Below are 16990 nucleotides of genomic sequence, written 5' to 3'. Positions count from 1 at the left end.
GATTAGAATAGAAAAAGCGCCTTCAAATGGCGCTTTTTTAATATCTGCCGGATTTCATGGTGTGAAACTACCATCGGACACTACTCCGCTTTGTTTGGCCCTAAAAAGCGAATATCTTGCAAGTTAAAGCCTAGTTCTATATCGCACTTTAAAGCGGCGACGCGTTTACATAAACGAGCAGACTCAATGTGCTCATCCAATTTTTTACGGTATTTCGGTACGAGATCTTCACTAGCGTAGGCAGCTTCAATACTCTCAAACTGAGTGAGAATCTCTTTCGCTGCTTTCGGGCCAATTCCAGGTACGCCCGGAACCTGGCTAGAGCTTATCCCTGTCAATCCCCAGTAATCCGCTAGTTGACTTGGTTTTACGCCGAACTCTTTTTCGATAAATGGTTCATCTAACCAACGATGTTGGAAATAATCACGGATTTGTAGGGTAGGGGAAAGTAGCTGGCAGTAACCTTTGTCAGTCGAAACGATGGTGACTTTTTCACCATGGCTGGCCACTTTCGTTGCGAGTGTAGCAACCAAATCATCTGCTTCATCGCCTTCAGACAGCAATGAATCAATACCTTGCTCCCACCACGCTTGTTGAATCGCATCTAACCCTTGCAGTAGTGGCAGAGGCATTGGTTTTCGGTTTTGCTTATAGTCAGGGAGAATTTCAGCGCGCCAACCTCTGTCTTGTTCGTGGTGATCAAAAACTGCGATGATGTGTGTCGGGTTGGCCTCTGACAGAATGCGAGTGAGGGTTCTTTGCGTTGTGGTTATGGTTCTTGCTATGTCGGTTGGATCTGGTTGTGCTGAGTGCACTCGGCGGATCAGGTTTAGGGCATCAATGATAACAAGATGAATAGACATAATGACTTAGCAATAAAAAAGGGGCGTAATGCCCCTAGTGTAACGAATGCTAGCCTGACTATCGACCACCAATTTCCGGGTGAGCGATTCGATAACACGGTTCGTAGTCTGAACCGCCAGGTAATTTCATTCGGTGCTGTTCGACAAAGTCTTTTAGCAACTTATCGAGTTTTTTCATGAGGACTGCGTCGCCATGAATGGTGAAAGGCCCTCTACGTTCTATTTCTCGAATGCCTTCAGCCTTTACGTTACCTGCCACTATGCCAGAGAAGGCTTGACGCAAGTTGGCCGCTAAAACTTGCGGTTCTTGATCTAGGCTTAAATCCAATTGTTCCATCGACTCATGAGTAGGCTCGAATGGCAGTTGGAAGTTTGGCTCAATTTTCAATGACCAGTTAAAGCTGTACGCATCGCCTTTCTCTTTTCGGTGAAGGCGTACCGAGTCCATGGAGCGTTTCATAATACGAGCGACTTCTGCCGGGTCGTCAATGATGATCTCGTAGTGCTTTTGCCCTTCCTCACCAAGTGTGTCGCGAATGAACTCATCAATAGAGCGGAAGTACTCTTCACTCTCTTTTGGTCCTGTTAATACGATAGGCATTGGCTGATCGGCGTTATCCGGGTGCATCATGATGCCAAGAATGTACAGTAGCTCTTCCGCTGTGCCCGGGCCACCTGGGAAAATAACGATACCATGAGCCATACGGACGAAAGCTTCCAAGCGCTTTTCGATGTCGGGCATGATGACCAGCTCATTTACTATTGGGTTTGGTGGCTCGGCCGCAATAATCGAGGGTTCGGTTAAACCAAGATAACGTTGCTGAGTATAACGTTGCTTTGCGTGCCCAATTGCTGCACCTTTCATCGGCCCTTCCATTGCACCAGGGCCGCAACCTGTGCAGATGTTAAGTTCACGCAGGCCCAGTTCGTTACCCACTTCACGTGTGTACTGATACTCCACTCCATTGATAGAGTGACCACCCCAACATACGACAAGATTCGGTGCGATACCTGGAGTTAATGCTCTGGCATTACGAAGAATGCCGAACACGAGGTTCGTAATGTGAATTGGGTTAGTAAGGTTGAGCCGCTGGGCGTCTGCCAAATGCATGTTTACGTAAACGATATCACGCAATACGGAGAACAGATGCTCTTGGATACCTTTAATTATTTCGCCGTCAACAAAAGCGTGCTCTGGCGGATTAGTCAGCTCAAGCTTAATACCACGCTCACGACGCACGACGTTGACATCAAACGATTGGTATTTATCGAGCAGTTCTTTCGAGTTATCGGTATGGCTACCGGAGTTCAACACCGCTAATGTGCAATTACGGTACAGCTGATAAAGTTCACTCGAGGCTGTGTTCTTTAAGCGCTCTACTTCTAGTTGAGATAGCAAGTCCATGCTACCAGCGGGGCTTATATGGGTAATCATAACGCCTCCTTGTGTTGCATTAATTTGAGGGAAAGTACCAACTTACCTTTTTGGTGTTATACGTATGGTTTGATGAAAGGTAGTTGGCCGATTTGGTTTTATGGTTATCAACTCCCAAGCAACCTCAAGATGATACATTTGCCTTTTATAAATACATCATCTTGAAGTGACTTGGGTTTTTACAGCTTAGCAGACTAAAAGGGAAGAAATGTGATAACTCGTTGAAAATGGGTGGTTATAAAGCGTAGATTGCACCAAATTTGGTTTGTTTGCTCGCTTTTTGTACGAATCTTAGCTCCAGTTAAGCTGGTTTGTTCCACGTTTTTTAGCGTCCGCAAGCATCTTGCCAAGACGATCGAGCACATACTCTGGCGTATCGGACTCTTTGAAAGACGTCGATACAGCAGCTAAGGTAATCATGATATTTTGCTCACGGAACTTAAAGGGTAATTGGCTAATATCACGCTGGATATGCTTAATCAGATCCAGTGTGTATTCTTCAGATTGTTCCGGGACGAGTAGAATAAACTCCTCGCCACCAAAGCGAGCCACTGTTTCCGTTTCTGATACGCGCTTGTTAATAGTACGAGCGATGATCTTCAGCGCTTTATCGCCAGCCGTATAACCATAGCTATCATTCACCGCTTTGAAGTTGTCTACATCAAATAGCACAACACGAAGGTTTTGCTGAGAGCGAATCCAACGGCGATACTCTAGCTCTAGTCGATCGTTAAATGCAGTGCGGTTATAAACTTTAGTCAGCGGGTCGAGCAACATACGCTGAGCTTGGTCATCTAAGCGTCGACGATAATCTTGCGTAGTTTCAAATACCGCTTCGAGTTGGTTCTTACTGTAACTTAACCGCTCTTGCAGCGCTTGCTCTCGCTCTTCCGTCATTTTCAGTCGCTCTGTCAGCGACGCCATTTTTTCGAGAAGAGGCGTGATTTCTTTTTTCACAACCGCGATATCTTGAGCTTGATTAAGTGACTTTTGGCTTAATTCAACCAAGCTGTTCATTTCTGTGTTGAGCTCTTGGCGGTGTTCAAAGTAGGTATGATGCTGGTCGACGTTCTGATGAACGGTTTTTAGGTTACTTGCGAGAGAAGTGTTCAGCTGATCAAGGAATTGGCTTGACGCCTCGCGCTCGAACTTTGTTGCTTCGACAACCAATTTCAGCGTTGAGAGCGTAAGCTCAATGAGAGACTCGGCACTCACGCCAAGGAGCAACTTAGCGCGAATATCCAGCAATCTATCGCCTGATTCTCCCTCGAAATCCAGCTCTGTAATAGTATGTTGAAGGTCGCTGGCCAAGCATTCAAGTTGAGATCTGTCAGGATTGTTTTCAAATTCACTAAGATGTAGACGTGAATTAGACGTAATGATTTTCAGAGCGCGTTCGTAAATACTCAGTAGCTTAGTGGCTTGATCAGCTTTATTGCTGGCGTGAACTTCAGAGAAACTCATCAGGTTCCGTAGTTCACGTTTTAACTGCGCAGGTAAGCCCGTGACACGTTGCAGTGTTTCACCACTGTGCTTGATTTGTTCGTCAAGGTAACCGTTTTGTTTATCCATCGTCTTCGACTGCTGTTTGAGCATCCTCTCTAATACCGCTAAACGCGGGATAAGAGTGCTGATATCTTTTTGATGTTGCAGCTCTTGTTGGATTTCAAATAGGTAGTTGGATACCTGAGTGTTCGAACCCTGGCAAGCTGAAGACAATGATGCCACAACGCGTTTAAGAACTTGTTGTTCACGTTTGAATTTGAGTGAAGTATCACGATGAGTCAGTCTGAGTTGGTCAAGTTGACAACTCAGCTGATGCAGCTGCGACTGAATATCGGATTCCAAGATTCCCATGAAGTGACTACGGTTAAGTCCATGTACTACTGACAATTATCTGATAATAACAAAAAACTTTATAGCGTCATTAGTTATTACGTTCAACAGGCGTTTAATTATCCATTTTTTAATATTTTCTTGATGTCGTCCTCATTCTTGTAGGACGAATGGATCTTGATCAGGCCTTGGCTAATGGCATGTTGACAGGCAGTTCTTATGTTACCTGTTGCAAAGCTAGCAGCAGGCGCATTATCGATGGCTTTTAAGAACACCCAGTGGCTTTGCTTATCCTTCAAGCTGACTTCTCGTGCGATGTGAGTAGCAAGCAATAACAGATCGAGTAATTCCTCATCGTTAATTGCAGTGTAGGCTCGGGGTAAGAACGGATAATCGCTGATGCCCATACGAATAATACGATTGACGTTGTGCTGCTGTGCGAACTCATCCACCCAAGTCTGGAATTTTTCGAACATGACTTCGGCAGAAGCATCACGGTCAGCGTTCGGTTCTATGTAGAGTAAGTTCGCATCTGAGAAATGGTAAAGACGCGACGGTTTTTCTATTTTTTCCGCAAGGAAGTCGCCAAATGCCCGTTCTAGTTCTAGACCTGCCTTATAGCCGTTATGGACGTACATGCTTCGTAAGAATGGCAAATCGATCATAACAAAGCGTAGGCGATCATTAAGTGGTTCGTGGATCAATTCACCCATTTGCCATTGCTCGAAAGTTTCGCTCGACTTTTTCAATGAGCGAGAAAGCTTAACATTCAGCATACGCAAGTTACGTAAACGAGAGCGAGAGTGGGTGAAGAGGTCGTTACGCAGTTTTTCGATTTCACTTGCTTGGCGCTGCATAATGACACCACGGCGCATAATGAACAAAAACATGACCAAGACAGTAATAAACAATGCAAATGAGATTTTCTGGAATTTACGATGCTCTCTTTCCACTTGCTCTAAGCGTTCTGATTGACCGATGTAATGGATGGTTTGTTCGGCAAATTCTTTTTGCTGACGGAACGCATCCTCACTGATTTGGTTAAGCTGCTTTTGTTCTAGACGAACGAGGTTGGTGTATTTTTTATAAGCTTGCAGAGAAAGTTTGTATTCGCCTGCCTGCTCGTAACCCAACCCAAGTAAACGGTATGACTGCTGCTTAATGAAGTTGTTATTTTCAGGTGACTTTTCAGCAAGTGCTAACGCCAGCTTAGCATTAGTAATGACGTCTTTACTGTCATTTTGATGATAAGCCAGACCTGACTGAAGCAGGGCAGCCTTTGCTTCAAGCTTAGGAATATTGGTGTATTCTAAAAGCTCTTTAGAGCGGTCTAAGTACTGCTCTGCTAGCGCGTAGTTATAGAGTTGTAGGTAGGTAGCCGCCAAGCTTAAGCGAATTTTAATGATTCTATTGATGTTCTTACTGGTACTTTCATGGTCAAGCACGTTGAAGTAATGCACTAACGCAAGGTTAAACTTACCCTGATAAAAGTAGATGTCGCCCATTTGCTCTAGGACGTCCGCTAGGATCGGAGAGCTAGGGTAAGAGTCATAAAAATCTGCGGCTTGAGATAAGTATTCGATCGCTTTGTCGTACACTCGTCGCTCCTGGAAGAGCCTAGCCAAAAGGCGATTCACTTTTGCTAATCTTGCACCACTGTTACTTTCAATAGATTGCCAATAACCGTATAGCAGCTCTGACAAAGCCAAATTGTATTTCTTGCTATTGAGGTAAAACTCGCCGACGGCTGTGTAGTAGTCGATCAAGGCTAACTCAGAGCGGCTATCGTCAAGCATGGTCTTTGCTTCAGAGTACAAGTTTTCCGCTTTAATGATATCGCCACTATGTGAAGCGAGGAGTGCTCTTTGCATCACCAGTCGGTAGCGAACGCTGTCGGTGCGTTGTAATACGGCATCGGCTTCATCGAGCTGTTGTTCAATTTGGTTAAGCGTGTCTTCCGCTTTTGAGTAGTTTTCGTCGTACATCCAAATCATTTGGTTGCGCATCAGCTGGAGATCTAAGTCCATGTACGGCAATTGATATTCTTGCGCTAAGCGTTCCGCTTTATTTAGGTGCTCGATAGCCGAACGAACATTACCCATGGCGTAATCTGCCTGAGCGATAATCTTGTGCGCTTCGATGGTGCTGCTTGGTGTGCGAACGCTACGATCTGTTTCGTCGCGAGACATGGCTGAAGGGCTGTCACTTTCTTTGCGTTCTGTTAGCTCACGCTGTGACAAATAGTTGGTTGCCGCTTGTTTTGCTTGTGATGGTTCTATTTCCGCCAATTGTTGTGCTTCGTTGAGTAACGCGGACGATAAAATGGTTGCATGAAGTGGCTGTACAAACAGCAAGCAAAGAAAGCCAATCAATTTGAATAGACGCGAACTGTCCCAAAACATCCTTTCGTTCCCTCGAACTGTTTTTAGATATGGCGATAACGGCGAAAAGCCTCAATTAGCCGTTTAAATGCGGGTTGAAGCCATTTGATATAGTAACATGCTTGGACAATAAAAACGTCCGGCAACCCTTTAGATTGCCGAACTTATTTCTGTTGCCTATGCGCTTACTGACGAGCCATACGGTGATTGTGAGCTGGCTTATCTTGTTCCGTTGAGCGGTAAGGGTTGATATCCAAGCCTCCACGGCGCGTATAGCGGGCAAATACGGTCAGTTTGCTTGGTTGGCAGTATTTCATTAGATCCGTAAAAATACGCTCTACACACTGTTCGTGGAACTCATTGTGCTCGCGGAAAGACACTAAGTAACGTAACAGCTTCTCACGAGCTATTTTTGCGCCTTGGTAGCGAATTTCTACACTGCCCCAGTCGGGTTGGTTAGTGATCAAACAGTTTGATTTCAATAGGTGGCTATGTAGCACCTCTTCAACTTGTACTTCACCTGCTGCACCTTCAAGCAAATCGGCATCGAAATCGTAACTGGTGATGTTAATGTCTTGGTCATCAATACATTCACCGTCCATTGTTACGATAGGTTGATTGGTATAGTGGGTCACTGGATTCACCTCAACCAGCACCTTTTCACCTGCGCATTCAGAAAGGTCTTGTGTTAAACGCTCAGTCACTTCTTCCCAGCTTGCAAAGCGGGTTTGGTTATAGCTGTTTAAGTACAGTTTGAAAGACTTCGATTCAATCAAGTTTGCGCTGGTGGCTGGAATGTATACTTCGCCAACGGCCACTTGTGGTAAACCTTTACTATTTAACCAAGACAATTCGTACAGCGTCCAAATGTCGTGCCCCATGAAAGGCAGAGTATCGCCTAACTGGAGGTCATCTCGGTTCAGGCTGCGAGGGACTGGTTGCAGCAAGCTTGGGTCATACTGGTTCGCATACTCGGTCGTTTTACCTAGTGTTAAGCCAGCAAGCTCTTTAGCGTCAGAATATTTGCTCATACTTTGTGGTCGTTTTCGATTAGAATGGCGAGAATTTTACTGAATCCGCTGGTCAATTGCCATCCGGCAAGCACGGCTATCTGATAAATAAGGAATGAGGAGACCTTCATGACCCCAAACGTTACTCAGGCGCTACAAGAGTTCAGCCTGCGCTACCAACAAGCTTGGCAAGCTAAGCACAATGAGTTGCCAAGCAGTGAAGAGCTTGCAGAGCTTGTTTCTCCTTGTGTCGAAGAGAAGCGTGATGGAAAGGTGCTTTGGAAAGCGGTCGCACGTGATGAAATGGCCGATTTCACCAATGTGGAAAATGCGATTGAGTTGTCACTGCAAGATGATGTTAAAGCCTTTTATGGTTCTCAATACTGCGCTGATATGGAGGCAACTTGGCAAGGTAATTCGTTGACGCTGCTGCAAGTCTGGAGCGATGACGATTTCGTGCGTCTACAAGAAAATATTCTTGGTCATTTGGTGACGCAGCGCCGCTTGAAACTTAAACCAACAGTATTTATCGCAGCGACAGATGAGGAAATGGATGTGATTTCTATTTGTAACCTCACTGGCAATGTGATTCTAGAGCGTTTGGGCACCTCTAAACGTGATGTATTGGCAGATTCATTGGTTGAGTTCTTGAATAAGTTAGAGGCTGCCGTCTAAGTATGTATGTTGTTGAGTTGCAGTTTGAGTGTTTTGATAACACCACCGTCAGCGCGGTAGACAAAGCCATTAATGGCTTGATGGATGCTCTGCGTTACAACGGCCAAGTATTAGGTCGTGAATTCCCGATAGTGATGGGAGAAGGTGAATTTTTCGTTCGTGTTGTTTGCCCAGAACAAGACAGCTTGCATCCACGTTATCACTCAGATTTCGTCAAAGTGTGCATGAACCGTTTGTCGGATGCGTCTTTGCTTGCACCGAAAATGCGTATGCTGGGGCGTGATTTGAATTCAGAACAAGCAGCCGAAGAAGAGACACCTAGCTGGCAAGTGTTGTACACGACTTATGTTCATACGTGTTCGCCTTTGCGAAGTGGTGAAACCCTGTTGCCAATTCCTTTGTATCGTAATGAGCCAACACTTAATGGAGACCATAAAGCCGTCATTAAGTGGCAGACTGAGTGGCAAGCGTGTGATGAAATCCAAATGGCAGGGGGCTGCCGAGCGGAACATGCGGCGCTGCACGAAATTTGCGATGTGGATAGTGTGCTGTTTCGCCGAGGTTGGGACTTACGTGGCCGTATCGATTACATCACGAAGATCCCTACGTACTATTACCAGTATCGTGTCGGTGGTCAGTCGCTGGAGAGCGAGAAAGCGCGCAAGTGTCCAAAATGCGATGGCGAGTGGCTACTCGATGAGCCACTACATGACATATTTCATTTTAAGTGTGATGACTGCCGAATCGTGTCGAATATCTCTTGGGACCATCTTAAGTAGCGAATTGAAGCTACTTAAATGGGTAGATAGACAAATAGAAAGGGCTGATGTTTTCACATCAGCCCTTTTGTGTTTAGAACGTTGTTTTCAGTCATGTTTTGAAAAGTGGGATTACCAACCTTTCACAACACCGCCTTTGAACAGTTCTTTTGCCGCTTCGTAAACTTCTTCCGTTTGGTAAGCTTTTACGAAGTTTTGTACGTTTTGCGCATTAACATTTTCTTCGCGAGCGACAATTAGGTTTACGTATGGTGAGTCTTTATCTTCAACGAACACGCCGTCACGCTCTGGCGATAGGTCGATAGAGCTTGCGTAAGTGGTGTTGATGATAGATAGCGTTACGTCATCCAGTGAACGTGGAAGCTGTGGGGCTTCTAGTTCAATGATTTCGATATTTTTAGGGTTGCCTACGATGTCACGTACTGTAGCGAGTAGACCAACGCCATCACGTAGCGTAATTAAACCTTGCTGCTCAAGAAGCAGTAGTGAGCGACCTAGGTTAGTTGGGTCGTTTGGTACTGCGATGCGTGCGCCATCTTGAATTTCATCAATTGATTTTACTTGCTTTGAGTAACCAGCAATAGGGTAAACGAATGAGTTACCCGCGATAGCCAGTTTGTAGCCGCGGTCTTTCACTTGTTGGTCTAGGTATGGTTTGTGCTGGAACGCATTCGCGTCTACTGAACCATCATCCAGAGCGGCGTTTGGTGTTACGTAATCGGTAAATGTTACTAGCTCAACGTCTAGGTTGTATTTCTCTTTTGCTACTTTAGCGGCAACTTCGGCTACTTGTGCTTCAGCACCAGCAATAACGCCAACTTTTACTTTGTTTACGTCTACTTCTTTGTCGCCGCAACCCGCTAGAGCAAGAGCAGAGGCGGCCGTTGCTACAGTCAAAAGACCTTTAAGGCTAAATTTCATCTTTATCTCCTTATAATTTGTATTTTTGATGCTTATCTGTGGTCTACACGGCGCACCACTGCGTCGCCGATAGACTGAATAATCTGTACTAGAACAATCAACATCACGACAGTCACGGCCATGATAGTTACATCGTAGCGGTGGAAACCGTAACGAATGGCTACGTCACCTAGGCCGCCGCCGCCTACCGTACCCGCCATAGCTGAGTAGCTAACGAGAGTGACCAAGGTAATCGTTACTGAGTTAACAATAGTCGGCATTGCTTCAGGTAGTAGAACTTTTGTGATGATCTGTGTTGGAGTCGCCCCCATTGACTGCGCTGCTTCCACCAAGCCTGTCGGTACTTCTAATAAAGCGCCTTCAATAAGACGAGCGACAAAAGGAATGGCGCCAATAGTCAGTGGGACGATTGCTGCGGTTGTACCGATAAAGGTTCCAACCAGCATTTTTGTCACTGGAATAATCGCAACCATCAGTACGAGGAATGGCACTGAGCGACCAATGTTAACGATAGCGCCTAAGCCGCTATTTAGTTTGGTGTTTTCAAGTAGGCCGCCTTTCTTAGTAATATGGAGGATTACGCCTAATGGAATACCCACAGCAAAGCCGACTAATCCGGCAACCGCAACCATGTAAAGCGTTTCCCACGTTGCACCTAAAAGTAGTTTGCTGTTTAAACTCAGCCATTCAGAAATCGTATTAAAGGACATAACCAAGTACCTCTACTTTTACGTTGTGCTTACGCAGGTATTCAAGAGCTGCGTTGTCATCTTCTTCGTTACCAAATAGCTCTGCGACCATCATGCCGAATTTCACGCCACCAGCGTAATCAAGGTCGGAACTCAAAATACTCACATCAATATTGTATTTACGAGAAATTTGCGACATTAACGGTGCATCGACGGTTGCGCCAGTAAACTCTAAGCGAACCAACGGGTAGCTGCCATCAACACGCTCTGCTTGCAGACGTGCTTGGTAATCTTCAGGAATGGAAAGATCCAGTGTTGAGCGAATGAATTGGTGCGCCAGCTCCGTTTTAGGGTGCGCAAAAATATCGCCAACGGTGCCTTTTTCCACCAGCTCACCACCACCGATGATTGCTACTTCGTGACAGATACTTTTTACGACTTCCATTTCGTGAGTGATAAGTAAAATCGTGATGTTGAGTTTGCGGTTGATCTCTTTCAATAACTCAAGGATAGATTGAGTTGTTGCCGGATCTAGTGCGCTAGTGGCCTCATCACAAAGCAGCACGCTAGGATCGGATGCCAATGCACGAGCAATTGCCACACGCTGTTTTTGGCCGCCACTTAAGTTAGATGGGTAGCTCTCGTGTTTGTCGGCTAAGCCTACAAGCTTTAGCAACTCAGTTACTTTTGTTGTGATTTGCGATTTGTCTTTACCTGCCAGTTCTAGGGGTAATGCCACATTATCAAACACAGTACGAGACGAAAGCAGGTTAAAGTGCTGGAAGATCATGCCAATGTTACGGCGTGTTTCGACTAGTTGTTTTTTACTGAGTTTGGTTAGATCCACACCATCAACGATGATGGAACCAGAGGTCGGTGCTTCTAGCATGTTGACACAGCGGATCAGCGTACTTTTACCAGCACCTGATGAACCGATAACACCAAAGATGGTGCCTTTGTCGATGTGTAGGTTAATGTCTTTCAGGGCAAGGATTTCCTTACTGCCTTGGTAGAACACTTTATTGACGTTTTTTATTTCTATCATGTTTCAACCTGCCCAAAGATACGGGGAACTTCGCTGTCAAAAACGGCCTTTGACAGAACTTAATGTTGAGCTTTATCTCAATTTTCAGTTGATGCTATGGGTTAAGCAGAATGAAGTCAATAGATATTTTTACGTCTAGACGTCTAAATGTATGGATGTTCTGTTTTGAAACGAAGATGTATAGATAACAAGCAGGAGGTAGACGGCGGGGCACCCTCAGATTTACCGATTCTTGCCCAACAAATCAACCGTTTTGTCGAGGCCTAGAATGAATTAGATAGTGTTGAAGTTTATAAGGTATGTAATAATCTGATTAAACCGAGTTAATAGAGAAATACGTTTTGGCAAAACCTGCTGTTTTTATCGATCGTGATGGCGTAATAAACGTTGACCACGGCTACGTTCATGACGAACATGATTTTGAGTACATTGATGGTGTATTTGAAGCGACGAAAGCGCTAAAAGATAAAGGCTACCTTCTAGTGTTAGTGACGAATCAATCGGGCATCGCACGCGGTAAATTCAGTGAAGACCGTTTCTTGTCTCTGACTCAATGGATGGATTGGAACTTTGCTGATAATGGTGTTGAGTTCGATGGTATCTATTACTGTCCACATCATCCAGAACATGGCATTGGCGAGTACAAGCAAGATTGTGAGTGCCGTAAGCCAAAACCAGGCATGTTCATTTCTGCGCGTGACTTCTTGAAGATCGACATGGAGAAATCTGTGATGATCGGCGATAAAGCTGAAGACATGATGGCAGCAGAAGCGGCAGGCGTTGGCACTAAGATTTTGGTTCGCACTGGTAAGCCAGTAACAGAACAGGGCGAAGCCATTGCAACGGTAGTATTAGATAGCATTGCAGATGTGCCTGCGTACTTAAACAAGTAATCTGCATTACTGACTGAGTTAAGGGAAGCCACTGCTTCCCTTTTGTTTGATTCCTTCTTTTAGTCTGAACACTTATGAGCAAAAAACTCACCATTCTTGATATCGCAAAATTGGCAGGCGTGGGCAAATCGACAGTAAGCCGTGTGCTTACTAACGATCCAAAAGTGAAACCGCAAACGCGTGAGAAGGTAGAGCAAATCATTCGTGAATCAGGCTACGTCCCATCAAAGTCGGCGCAGTCGATGCGTGGTGGCAGTCAAAAGGTTATTGGGGTTATCATCTCCCGTTTAGATTCACCATCAGAAAATCGCGCCGTTGGTACCATGCTCAATGCTTTGTATTCCGCTGGTTATGATGCGGTGATCATGGAGAGCCAATTCGATCGCGATAAAACCAATGAGCATTTGGATGTGCTTAAACGTCGCAACGTCGATGGGGTGATCGTGTTTGGCTTTACTGGATGTGATGAGCGAGCATTGGCGGAGTGGGGGAATCGTATCGTCGTGATCGCGATGGACACGCAAATGGTTTCCTCGATCAACTACGATAACCAAGGTGTGATAGACATGGCTTTGTCTCACCTTGAGCAGCAATCTTTATCTCGCATTGCTTATATTGGTGTTGATCCTGAAGACAAAACCACTGGCTTAGCTCGTCTAAATGCTTATAAAGCTTGGTGTCAACGCAAGCAAATTGCACCTTGTTTCCAAACGGGTAAGTTGAGCCATGAAAGTGCTTATCAGTTGGTAGACAAAGTCCTTCAATCTGATACTCAGGCCATCGTGTGCGCCAGTGACACCATCGCGTTGGGCGTGATTAAGCGTCTTCAAGAGTTAGGCCGTGAAGACGTGGTTGTGACAGGTGTTGGTGGTAATGAATTGCTCTCTTTCCTTTTCCCTAAAGTATTTAGTGTCGACCCAGGTTATACCCTTGCAGGTGAGAAGTCCGCTAACATGCTGATCAATCAATTAAATGGTGATGAGGAAGTGGTTCACTTTACTCAACAGCCTATCGTTTGTTAATCCACACTAAAACGATCTGCTCTAAAATTATACTGTGATCATTCTCAATTAATGGGACTGTTCCCATTTTGTTTTTTGTCTTCGAATGGCAATATTAAAATTAAGAAATGGGAATGTTCCCATTTATAAAAACAAAATGATGAATCGAATGTATCCAATACAGGGTGGACAAAGTTATGAGTAAGATTGCGCGTAAAGACGTGGAGCGTCTTATTGAGCTGGTCGGGGGGCCGGACAATATTGCCAGTGTAAGTCACTGTTTAACTCGCTTGCGTTTTGTTCTAAATGATACGGACAAAGCAGATACGAAACAGTTAGAAACATTACCGATGGTGAAGGGCTGTTTTACCAACGCAGGCCAGTTCCAAGTGGTTATCGGTACTGAAGTGGATGAAGTTTACAAGGTACTGATCGGACTGACGGGTAAAAGTGAAGCCAGCAAAGACGAAGCGAAGAACGCTGCTCGTCAAAACATGAATATCGTTGAGCGTGGTATTTCCCACCTTGCAGAAATCTTTGTACCACTGCTACCAGCGATCATCACCGGTGGTCTGATCCTTGGTTTCCGTAACGTGATTGGCGACATCAAGATGTTTGATGGTCAAACGCTAACGGAAATCAGCCAGTTTTGGGCAACTGTACACTCTTTCTTATGGCTGATTGGTGAGGCGATCTTCTTCTTCCTACCAGTTGGCGTATGTTGGTCGACAGTGAAAAAGCTCGGCGGTACTCCGATTCTGGGTATCACGCTTGGTGTAACATTGGTTTCGCCGCAGTTGATGAACGCCTACCTGATTGGTAAGCAAGTACCCGAAGTGTGGGATTTTGGCTTATTCGCCATCGAAAAAGTGGGCTATCAGGCGCAAGTGATTCCAGCAATGCTTGCTGGTATGGCTCTGGCGTTTATTGAAACCAACTTAAAACGCATCATTCCGTCTTACCTTTACCTAGTGGTCGTGCCGTTTGTCTCTATCATCGTGTCTGTGATTCTTGCGCACTCTATCATTGGCCCATTCGGTCGTATGTTGGGTGATGGTGTTGCTTTCGCAGCAAAAGCAGCCATGACAGGTGACTTCGCAATGATTGGCTCAACCATCTTCGGCTTCCTATACGCGCCATTGGTCATTACTGGTATTCACCACACAACCAACGCGGTTGACCTTCAATTAATGCAAGAGCTAGGCGGCACGCCAATTTGGCCTCTGATTGCGCTTTCAAATATTGCTCAAGCGTCTGCGGTTGTCGGCATCATTATCATCAGTAAAAAACATGGCGAGCGTGATATCTCAGTACCTGCGGCTATCTCTGCTTACCTTGGTGTGACCGAGCCGGCGATGTACGGCATCAACTTGAAATACAAGTTCCCAATGCTGAGCGCGATGATCGGTAGTGCGTGTGCTGCTGCTATTTGTGGTAGTGCGGGCGTAATGGCGAACGGTATCGGTGTGGGCGGTTTGCCGGGCATCTTGTCTATCCAACCGCAGTTCTGGGGCATTTTTGCTTTGGCTATGTTAGTCGCAATGCTAGTACCTGCTGCATTAACGTTAATTCTTTATAAGCGTGCACAAGCCAAAGGTGAGCTTGAGCCTGCAAACGCGTAATTCTATTTGAGGCAGTGACTTGGCTGCCTCCTCCTATTTTTCTTTTCAAATTTTAAGTTTCCGATTACTGGTAAGTGAGTGTTAGAAATGGCTATGACCAAGCATGATGAGAGCTGGTGGAAAACCGCAACCATCTATCAAATTTACCCAAAAAGCTTTTGTGACAGTGGCAGTAAAGGCACGGGCGACATCAAAGGGATCATTTCTAAGCTGGATTATCTTAAGCATCTTGGTGTGGATGCGATTTGGCTGACGCCGGTTTACCAATCGCCAATGATCGACAACGGTTATGACATATCCGATTACTACTCGATCAACCCTGAGTTCGGCACTATGGAAGATTTCGATACTTTGCTAGCAGAAGCGCATCAGTTGGGTATTCGTATCATCATGGACATTGTAGTGAACCACACGTCGACAGAACACAAGTGGTTCCAATCCGCACTGGGTGATAAAAACAGCCCATACCGTGATTACTACATCTGGAAAGATCCGGTAGATGGTGTAGAACCAAACAACTGGCAATCTAAGTTTGGTGGTAACGCTTGGGCGCTGGATGAAAAAACAGGCCAGTACTATTTGCACCTTTTTGCTAAAGAGCAAGCGGACTTAAACTGGGAAAACCCAGTAGTGCGTGAAGAAGTGAAAGAAGTCATCAACTTCTGGGCAGACAAAGGTGTCGATGGTTTCCGTCTCGACGTTATCAACCTGATTTCCAAGCAGCAAGATTTTCCAAGTGACGATATTGGTGATGGTCGTCGTTTCTACACGGATGGTCCACGTGTGCACGAATACCTTCAAGAGATTAGCGAATCTGTGTTTCAAAAATACGGCAGCGTGACGGTGGGTGAAATGTCTTCCACTACGCTAGAGCACTGCCAGCAATATTCTTCGCTAGACGGCAAAGAGCTATCCATGGTGTTCAACTTCCATCATCTGAAAGTCGATTATCCAAATGGTGAAAAATGGACCAAAGCGCCGTTTGATTTCATTCAGTTAAAACAGATCTTCAATCATTGGCAAACGGGCTTAAATGGCAAAGGGTGGGGGGCGCTGTTCTGGTGTAACCACGACCAACCACGCGTTGTGAGCCGATTAGGTAACGACGAGCAATACCGTGTTGAATCTGCCAAGATGCTTGCGGCATCGGTACACATGATGCAAGGTACGCCTTATGTCTACCAGGGGGAAGAGATCGGCATGACCAACCCGGGTTATACCGAAATCAGCCAATATCGTGATGTTGAAAGTACTAACATGTACGACATCATGGTCAACCGTGATGGTGTATCTCATGACGATATGATGGCGATCTTGGCACAGAAGTCGCGTGATAACTCACGTACACCAATGCAATGGAACAGTGCAAAACACGCGGGCTTTACTGAGGGCACGCCGTGGCTTGAAGTGGCGCAGAATTACTCTGAAATCAATGCTGAAGCTGCGGTTGCCGATTTGAACTCGGTGTTCTACTTTTACAAGCGTCTGATTGAACTGCGTAAACAGGTTCCAGTCATCACCGATGGCCGTTACGAGGACCTGCTGCCAGAGCACAAACGTATTTTCGCTTACGCTCGTCAGAACGATAAGCAAACGCTGCTGTGTATCAATAACTACTACGCAGAAGAGGTGGAATGCGTTCTGCCAGAACGTTTTGATATGAGTAAAGCGAAAAACTTGCTATCTAACTATCAAAACTCAGCGAGCGCAGTCGCGTCAAACCATCAAGTGTTACGACCTTACGAAACTCGTATTTTATTGATAGAAGAATAAACTCGGGTGTCATCACCCCTAAGATTGATGTTCGAGATGAAGGCTTTGGTGTGCTCCCCAAAGCCTT

14 protein-coding genes are annotated in these 16990 nt (G+C 45.5%); 6 read left to right on the top strand and 8 right to left on the bottom strand.

The window, feature by feature from the left end; all coding sequences use genetic code 11:
* Nucleotides 1-80 precede the first annotated feature (80 nt).
* From xni to queF, 5 genes are all read right to left on the bottom strand, one after another.
* Nucleotides 81-863, bottom strand: a complete 783-nt coding sequence (gene xni, locus R7H07_RS16165) for a flap endonuclease Xni (RefSeq protein WP_005381982.1) — start codon at nucleotides 861-863, stop codon at nucleotides 81-83.
* A gap of 58 nt (nucleotides 864-921) precedes the next feature.
* On the bottom strand, nucleotides 922-2298 hold the full coding sequence (ppnN, locus tag R7H07_RS16160; RefSeq protein WP_005383611.1) for a nucleotide 5'-monophosphate nucleosidase PpnN: 1377 nt from the start codon (nucleotides 2296-2298) through the stop codon (nucleotides 922-924).
* A 291-nt stretch (nucleotides 2299-2589) separates the two neighbouring features.
* Nucleotides 2590-4155 (bottom strand): sensor domain-containing diguanylate cyclase, encoded by a 1566-nt coding sequence (locus tag R7H07_RS16155; RefSeq protein WP_005381978.1) that lies wholly within the window; start codon nucleotides 4153-4155, stop codon nucleotides 2590-2592.
* 98 nt (nucleotides 4156-4253) lie between these two features.
* Complete coding sequence (locus R7H07_RS16150) at nucleotides 4254-6536, bottom strand: tetratricopeptide repeat protein (RefSeq protein WP_017635678.1); 2283 nt, start codon at nucleotides 6534-6536, stop codon at nucleotides 4254-4256.
* Nucleotides 6537-6700: 164 nt separating this feature from the next.
* The gene (gene queF, locus R7H07_RS16145) at nucleotides 6701-7546 is read right to left on the bottom strand and encodes an NADPH-dependent 7-cyano-7-deazaguanine reductase QueF (protein WP_025768898.1); all 846 of its coding nucleotides are present in this window, start codon (nucleotides 7544-7546) and stop codon (nucleotides 6701-6703) included.
* Between the two features lie 108 nt (nucleotides 7547-7654).
* Here queF and syd point away from each other — a divergent pair, with 108 nt between their 5' ends.
* Both syd and R7H07_RS16135 read left to right on the top strand, forming a co-directional pair.
* On the top strand, nucleotides 7655-8200 hold the full coding sequence (gene syd, locus R7H07_RS16140) for a SecY-interacting protein (RefSeq protein WP_025768899.1): 546 nt from the start codon (nucleotides 7655-7657) through the stop codon (nucleotides 8198-8200).
* A gap of 2 nt (nucleotides 8201-8202) precedes the next feature.
* Nucleotides 8203-8979 (top strand): Zn-ribbon-containing protein, encoded by a 777-nt coding sequence (locus R7H07_RS16135; RefSeq protein ID WP_065274234.1) that lies wholly within the window; start codon nucleotides 8203-8205, stop codon nucleotides 8977-8979.
* 111 nt (nucleotides 8980-9090) lie between these two features.
* On the opposite strand, the gene R7H07_RS16130 is transcribed toward R7H07_RS16135, so the two are convergent.
* From R7H07_RS16130 to metN, 3 genes are read right to left on the bottom strand one after another with little or no spacing between them, the layout of a single operon-like run.
* Nucleotides 9091-9900: a MetQ/NlpA family lipoprotein gene (locus R7H07_RS16130; protein ID WP_005381966.1), complete on the bottom strand. Its 810-nt coding sequence runs from the start codon at nucleotides 9898-9900 to the stop codon at nucleotides 9091-9093.
* Between the two features lie 32 nt (nucleotides 9901-9932).
* Nucleotides 9933-10610 (bottom strand): methionine ABC transporter permease, encoded by a 678-nt coding sequence (locus tag R7H07_RS16125; RefSeq protein WP_005383604.1) that lies wholly within the window; start codon nucleotides 10608-10610, stop codon nucleotides 9933-9935.
* Nucleotides 10600-11634 (bottom strand): methionine ABC transporter ATP-binding protein MetN, encoded by a 1035-nt coding sequence (metN, locus tag R7H07_RS16120; protein ID WP_005381962.1) that lies wholly within the window; start codon nucleotides 11632-11634, stop codon nucleotides 10600-10602. The genes R7H07_RS16125 and metN overlap by 11 nt, the downstream gene beginning before the upstream one ends.
* 341 nt (nucleotides 11635-11975) lie before the next feature.
* Between metN and gmhB the strand changes: the two genes are divergently transcribed.
* From gmhB to treC, 4 genes are all read left to right on the top strand, one after another.
* Nucleotides 11976-12527, top strand: coding sequence for a D-glycero-beta-D-manno-heptose 1,7-bisphosphate 7-phosphatase (gene gmhB, locus R7H07_RS16115; RefSeq protein ID WP_005381961.1), 552 nt, complete (start codon nucleotides 11976-11978; stop codon nucleotides 12525-12527).
* Nucleotides 12528-12601: 74 nt separating this feature from the next.
* Nucleotides 12602-13549, top strand: coding sequence for a trehalose operon repressor TreR (gene treR, locus R7H07_RS16110; protein WP_005381960.1), 948 nt, complete (start codon nucleotides 12602-12604; stop codon nucleotides 13547-13549).
* A gap of 176 nt (nucleotides 13550-13725) precedes the next feature.
* Complete coding sequence (gene treB, locus R7H07_RS16105) at nucleotides 13726-15150, top strand: PTS trehalose transporter subunit IIBC (RefSeq protein WP_005383602.1); 1425 nt, start codon at nucleotides 13726-13728, stop codon at nucleotides 15148-15150.
* 87 nt (nucleotides 15151-15237) lie between these two features.
* Nucleotides 15238-16923, top strand: a complete 1686-nt coding sequence (treC, locus tag R7H07_RS16100; RefSeq protein WP_065274236.1) for an alpha,alpha-phosphotrehalase — start codon at nucleotides 15238-15240, stop codon at nucleotides 16921-16923.
* The last annotated feature ends 67 nt before the right edge of the window (nucleotides 16924-16990 follow it).

Source organism: Vibrio sp. Vb1127, assembly GCF_033338735.1.
In the GTDB taxonomy this organism is placed as follows: domain Bacteria; phylum Pseudomonadota; class Gammaproteobacteria; order Enterobacterales; family Vibrionaceae; genus Vibrio; species Vibrio alginolyticus.
This window is presented reverse-complemented; position numbering and strand designations above follow the sequence as displayed.

Coding starts and splice junctions, on each gene's coding strand:
- R7H07_RS16125 (WP_005383604.1), bottom strand. CDS start 10,610: ATGTCCTTTAATACGATTTCTGAATGGCTGAGTTTAAACAGCAAACTA.
- treB (WP_005383602.1), top strand. CDS start 13,726: ATGAGTAAGATTGCGCGTAAAGACGTGGAGCGTCTTATTGAGCTGGTC.
- treC (WP_065274236.1), top strand. CDS start 15,238: ATGGCTATGACCAAGCATGATGAGAGCTGGTGGAAAACCGCAACCATC.
- metN (WP_005381962.1), bottom strand. CDS start 11,634: ATGATAGAAATAAAAAACGTCAATAAAGTGTTCTACCAAGGCAGTAAG.
- syd (WP_025768899.1), top strand. CDS start 7,655: ATGACCCCAAACGTTACTCAGGCGCTACAAGAGTTCAGCCTGCGCTAC.
- ppnN (WP_005383611.1), bottom strand. CDS start 2,298: ATGATTACCCATATAAGCCCCGCTGGTAGCATGGACTTGCTATCTCAA.
- R7H07_RS16150 (WP_017635678.1), bottom strand. CDS start 6,536: ATGTTTTGGGACAGTTCGCGTCTATTCAAATTGATTGGCTTTCTTTGC.
- queF (WP_025768898.1), bottom strand. CDS start 7,546: ATGAGCAAATATTCTGACGCTAAAGAGCTTGCTGGCTTAACACTAGGT.
- R7H07_RS16135 (WP_065274234.1), top strand. CDS start 8,203: ATGTATGTTGTTGAGTTGCAGTTTGAGTGTTTTGATAACACCACCGTC.
- R7H07_RS16155 (WP_005381978.1), bottom strand. CDS start 4,155: ATGGGAATCTTGGAATCCGATATTCAGTCGCAGCTGCATCAGCTGAGT.
- treR (WP_005381960.1), top strand. CDS start 12,602: ATGAGCAAAAAACTCACCATTCTTGATATCGCAAAATTGGCAGGCGTG.
- xni (WP_005381982.1), bottom strand. CDS start 863: ATGTCTATTCATCTTGTTATCATTGATGCCCTAAACCTGATCCGCCGA.
- R7H07_RS16130 (WP_005381966.1), bottom strand. CDS start 9,900: ATGAAATTTAGCCTTAAAGGTCTTTTGACTGTAGCAACGGCCGCCTCT.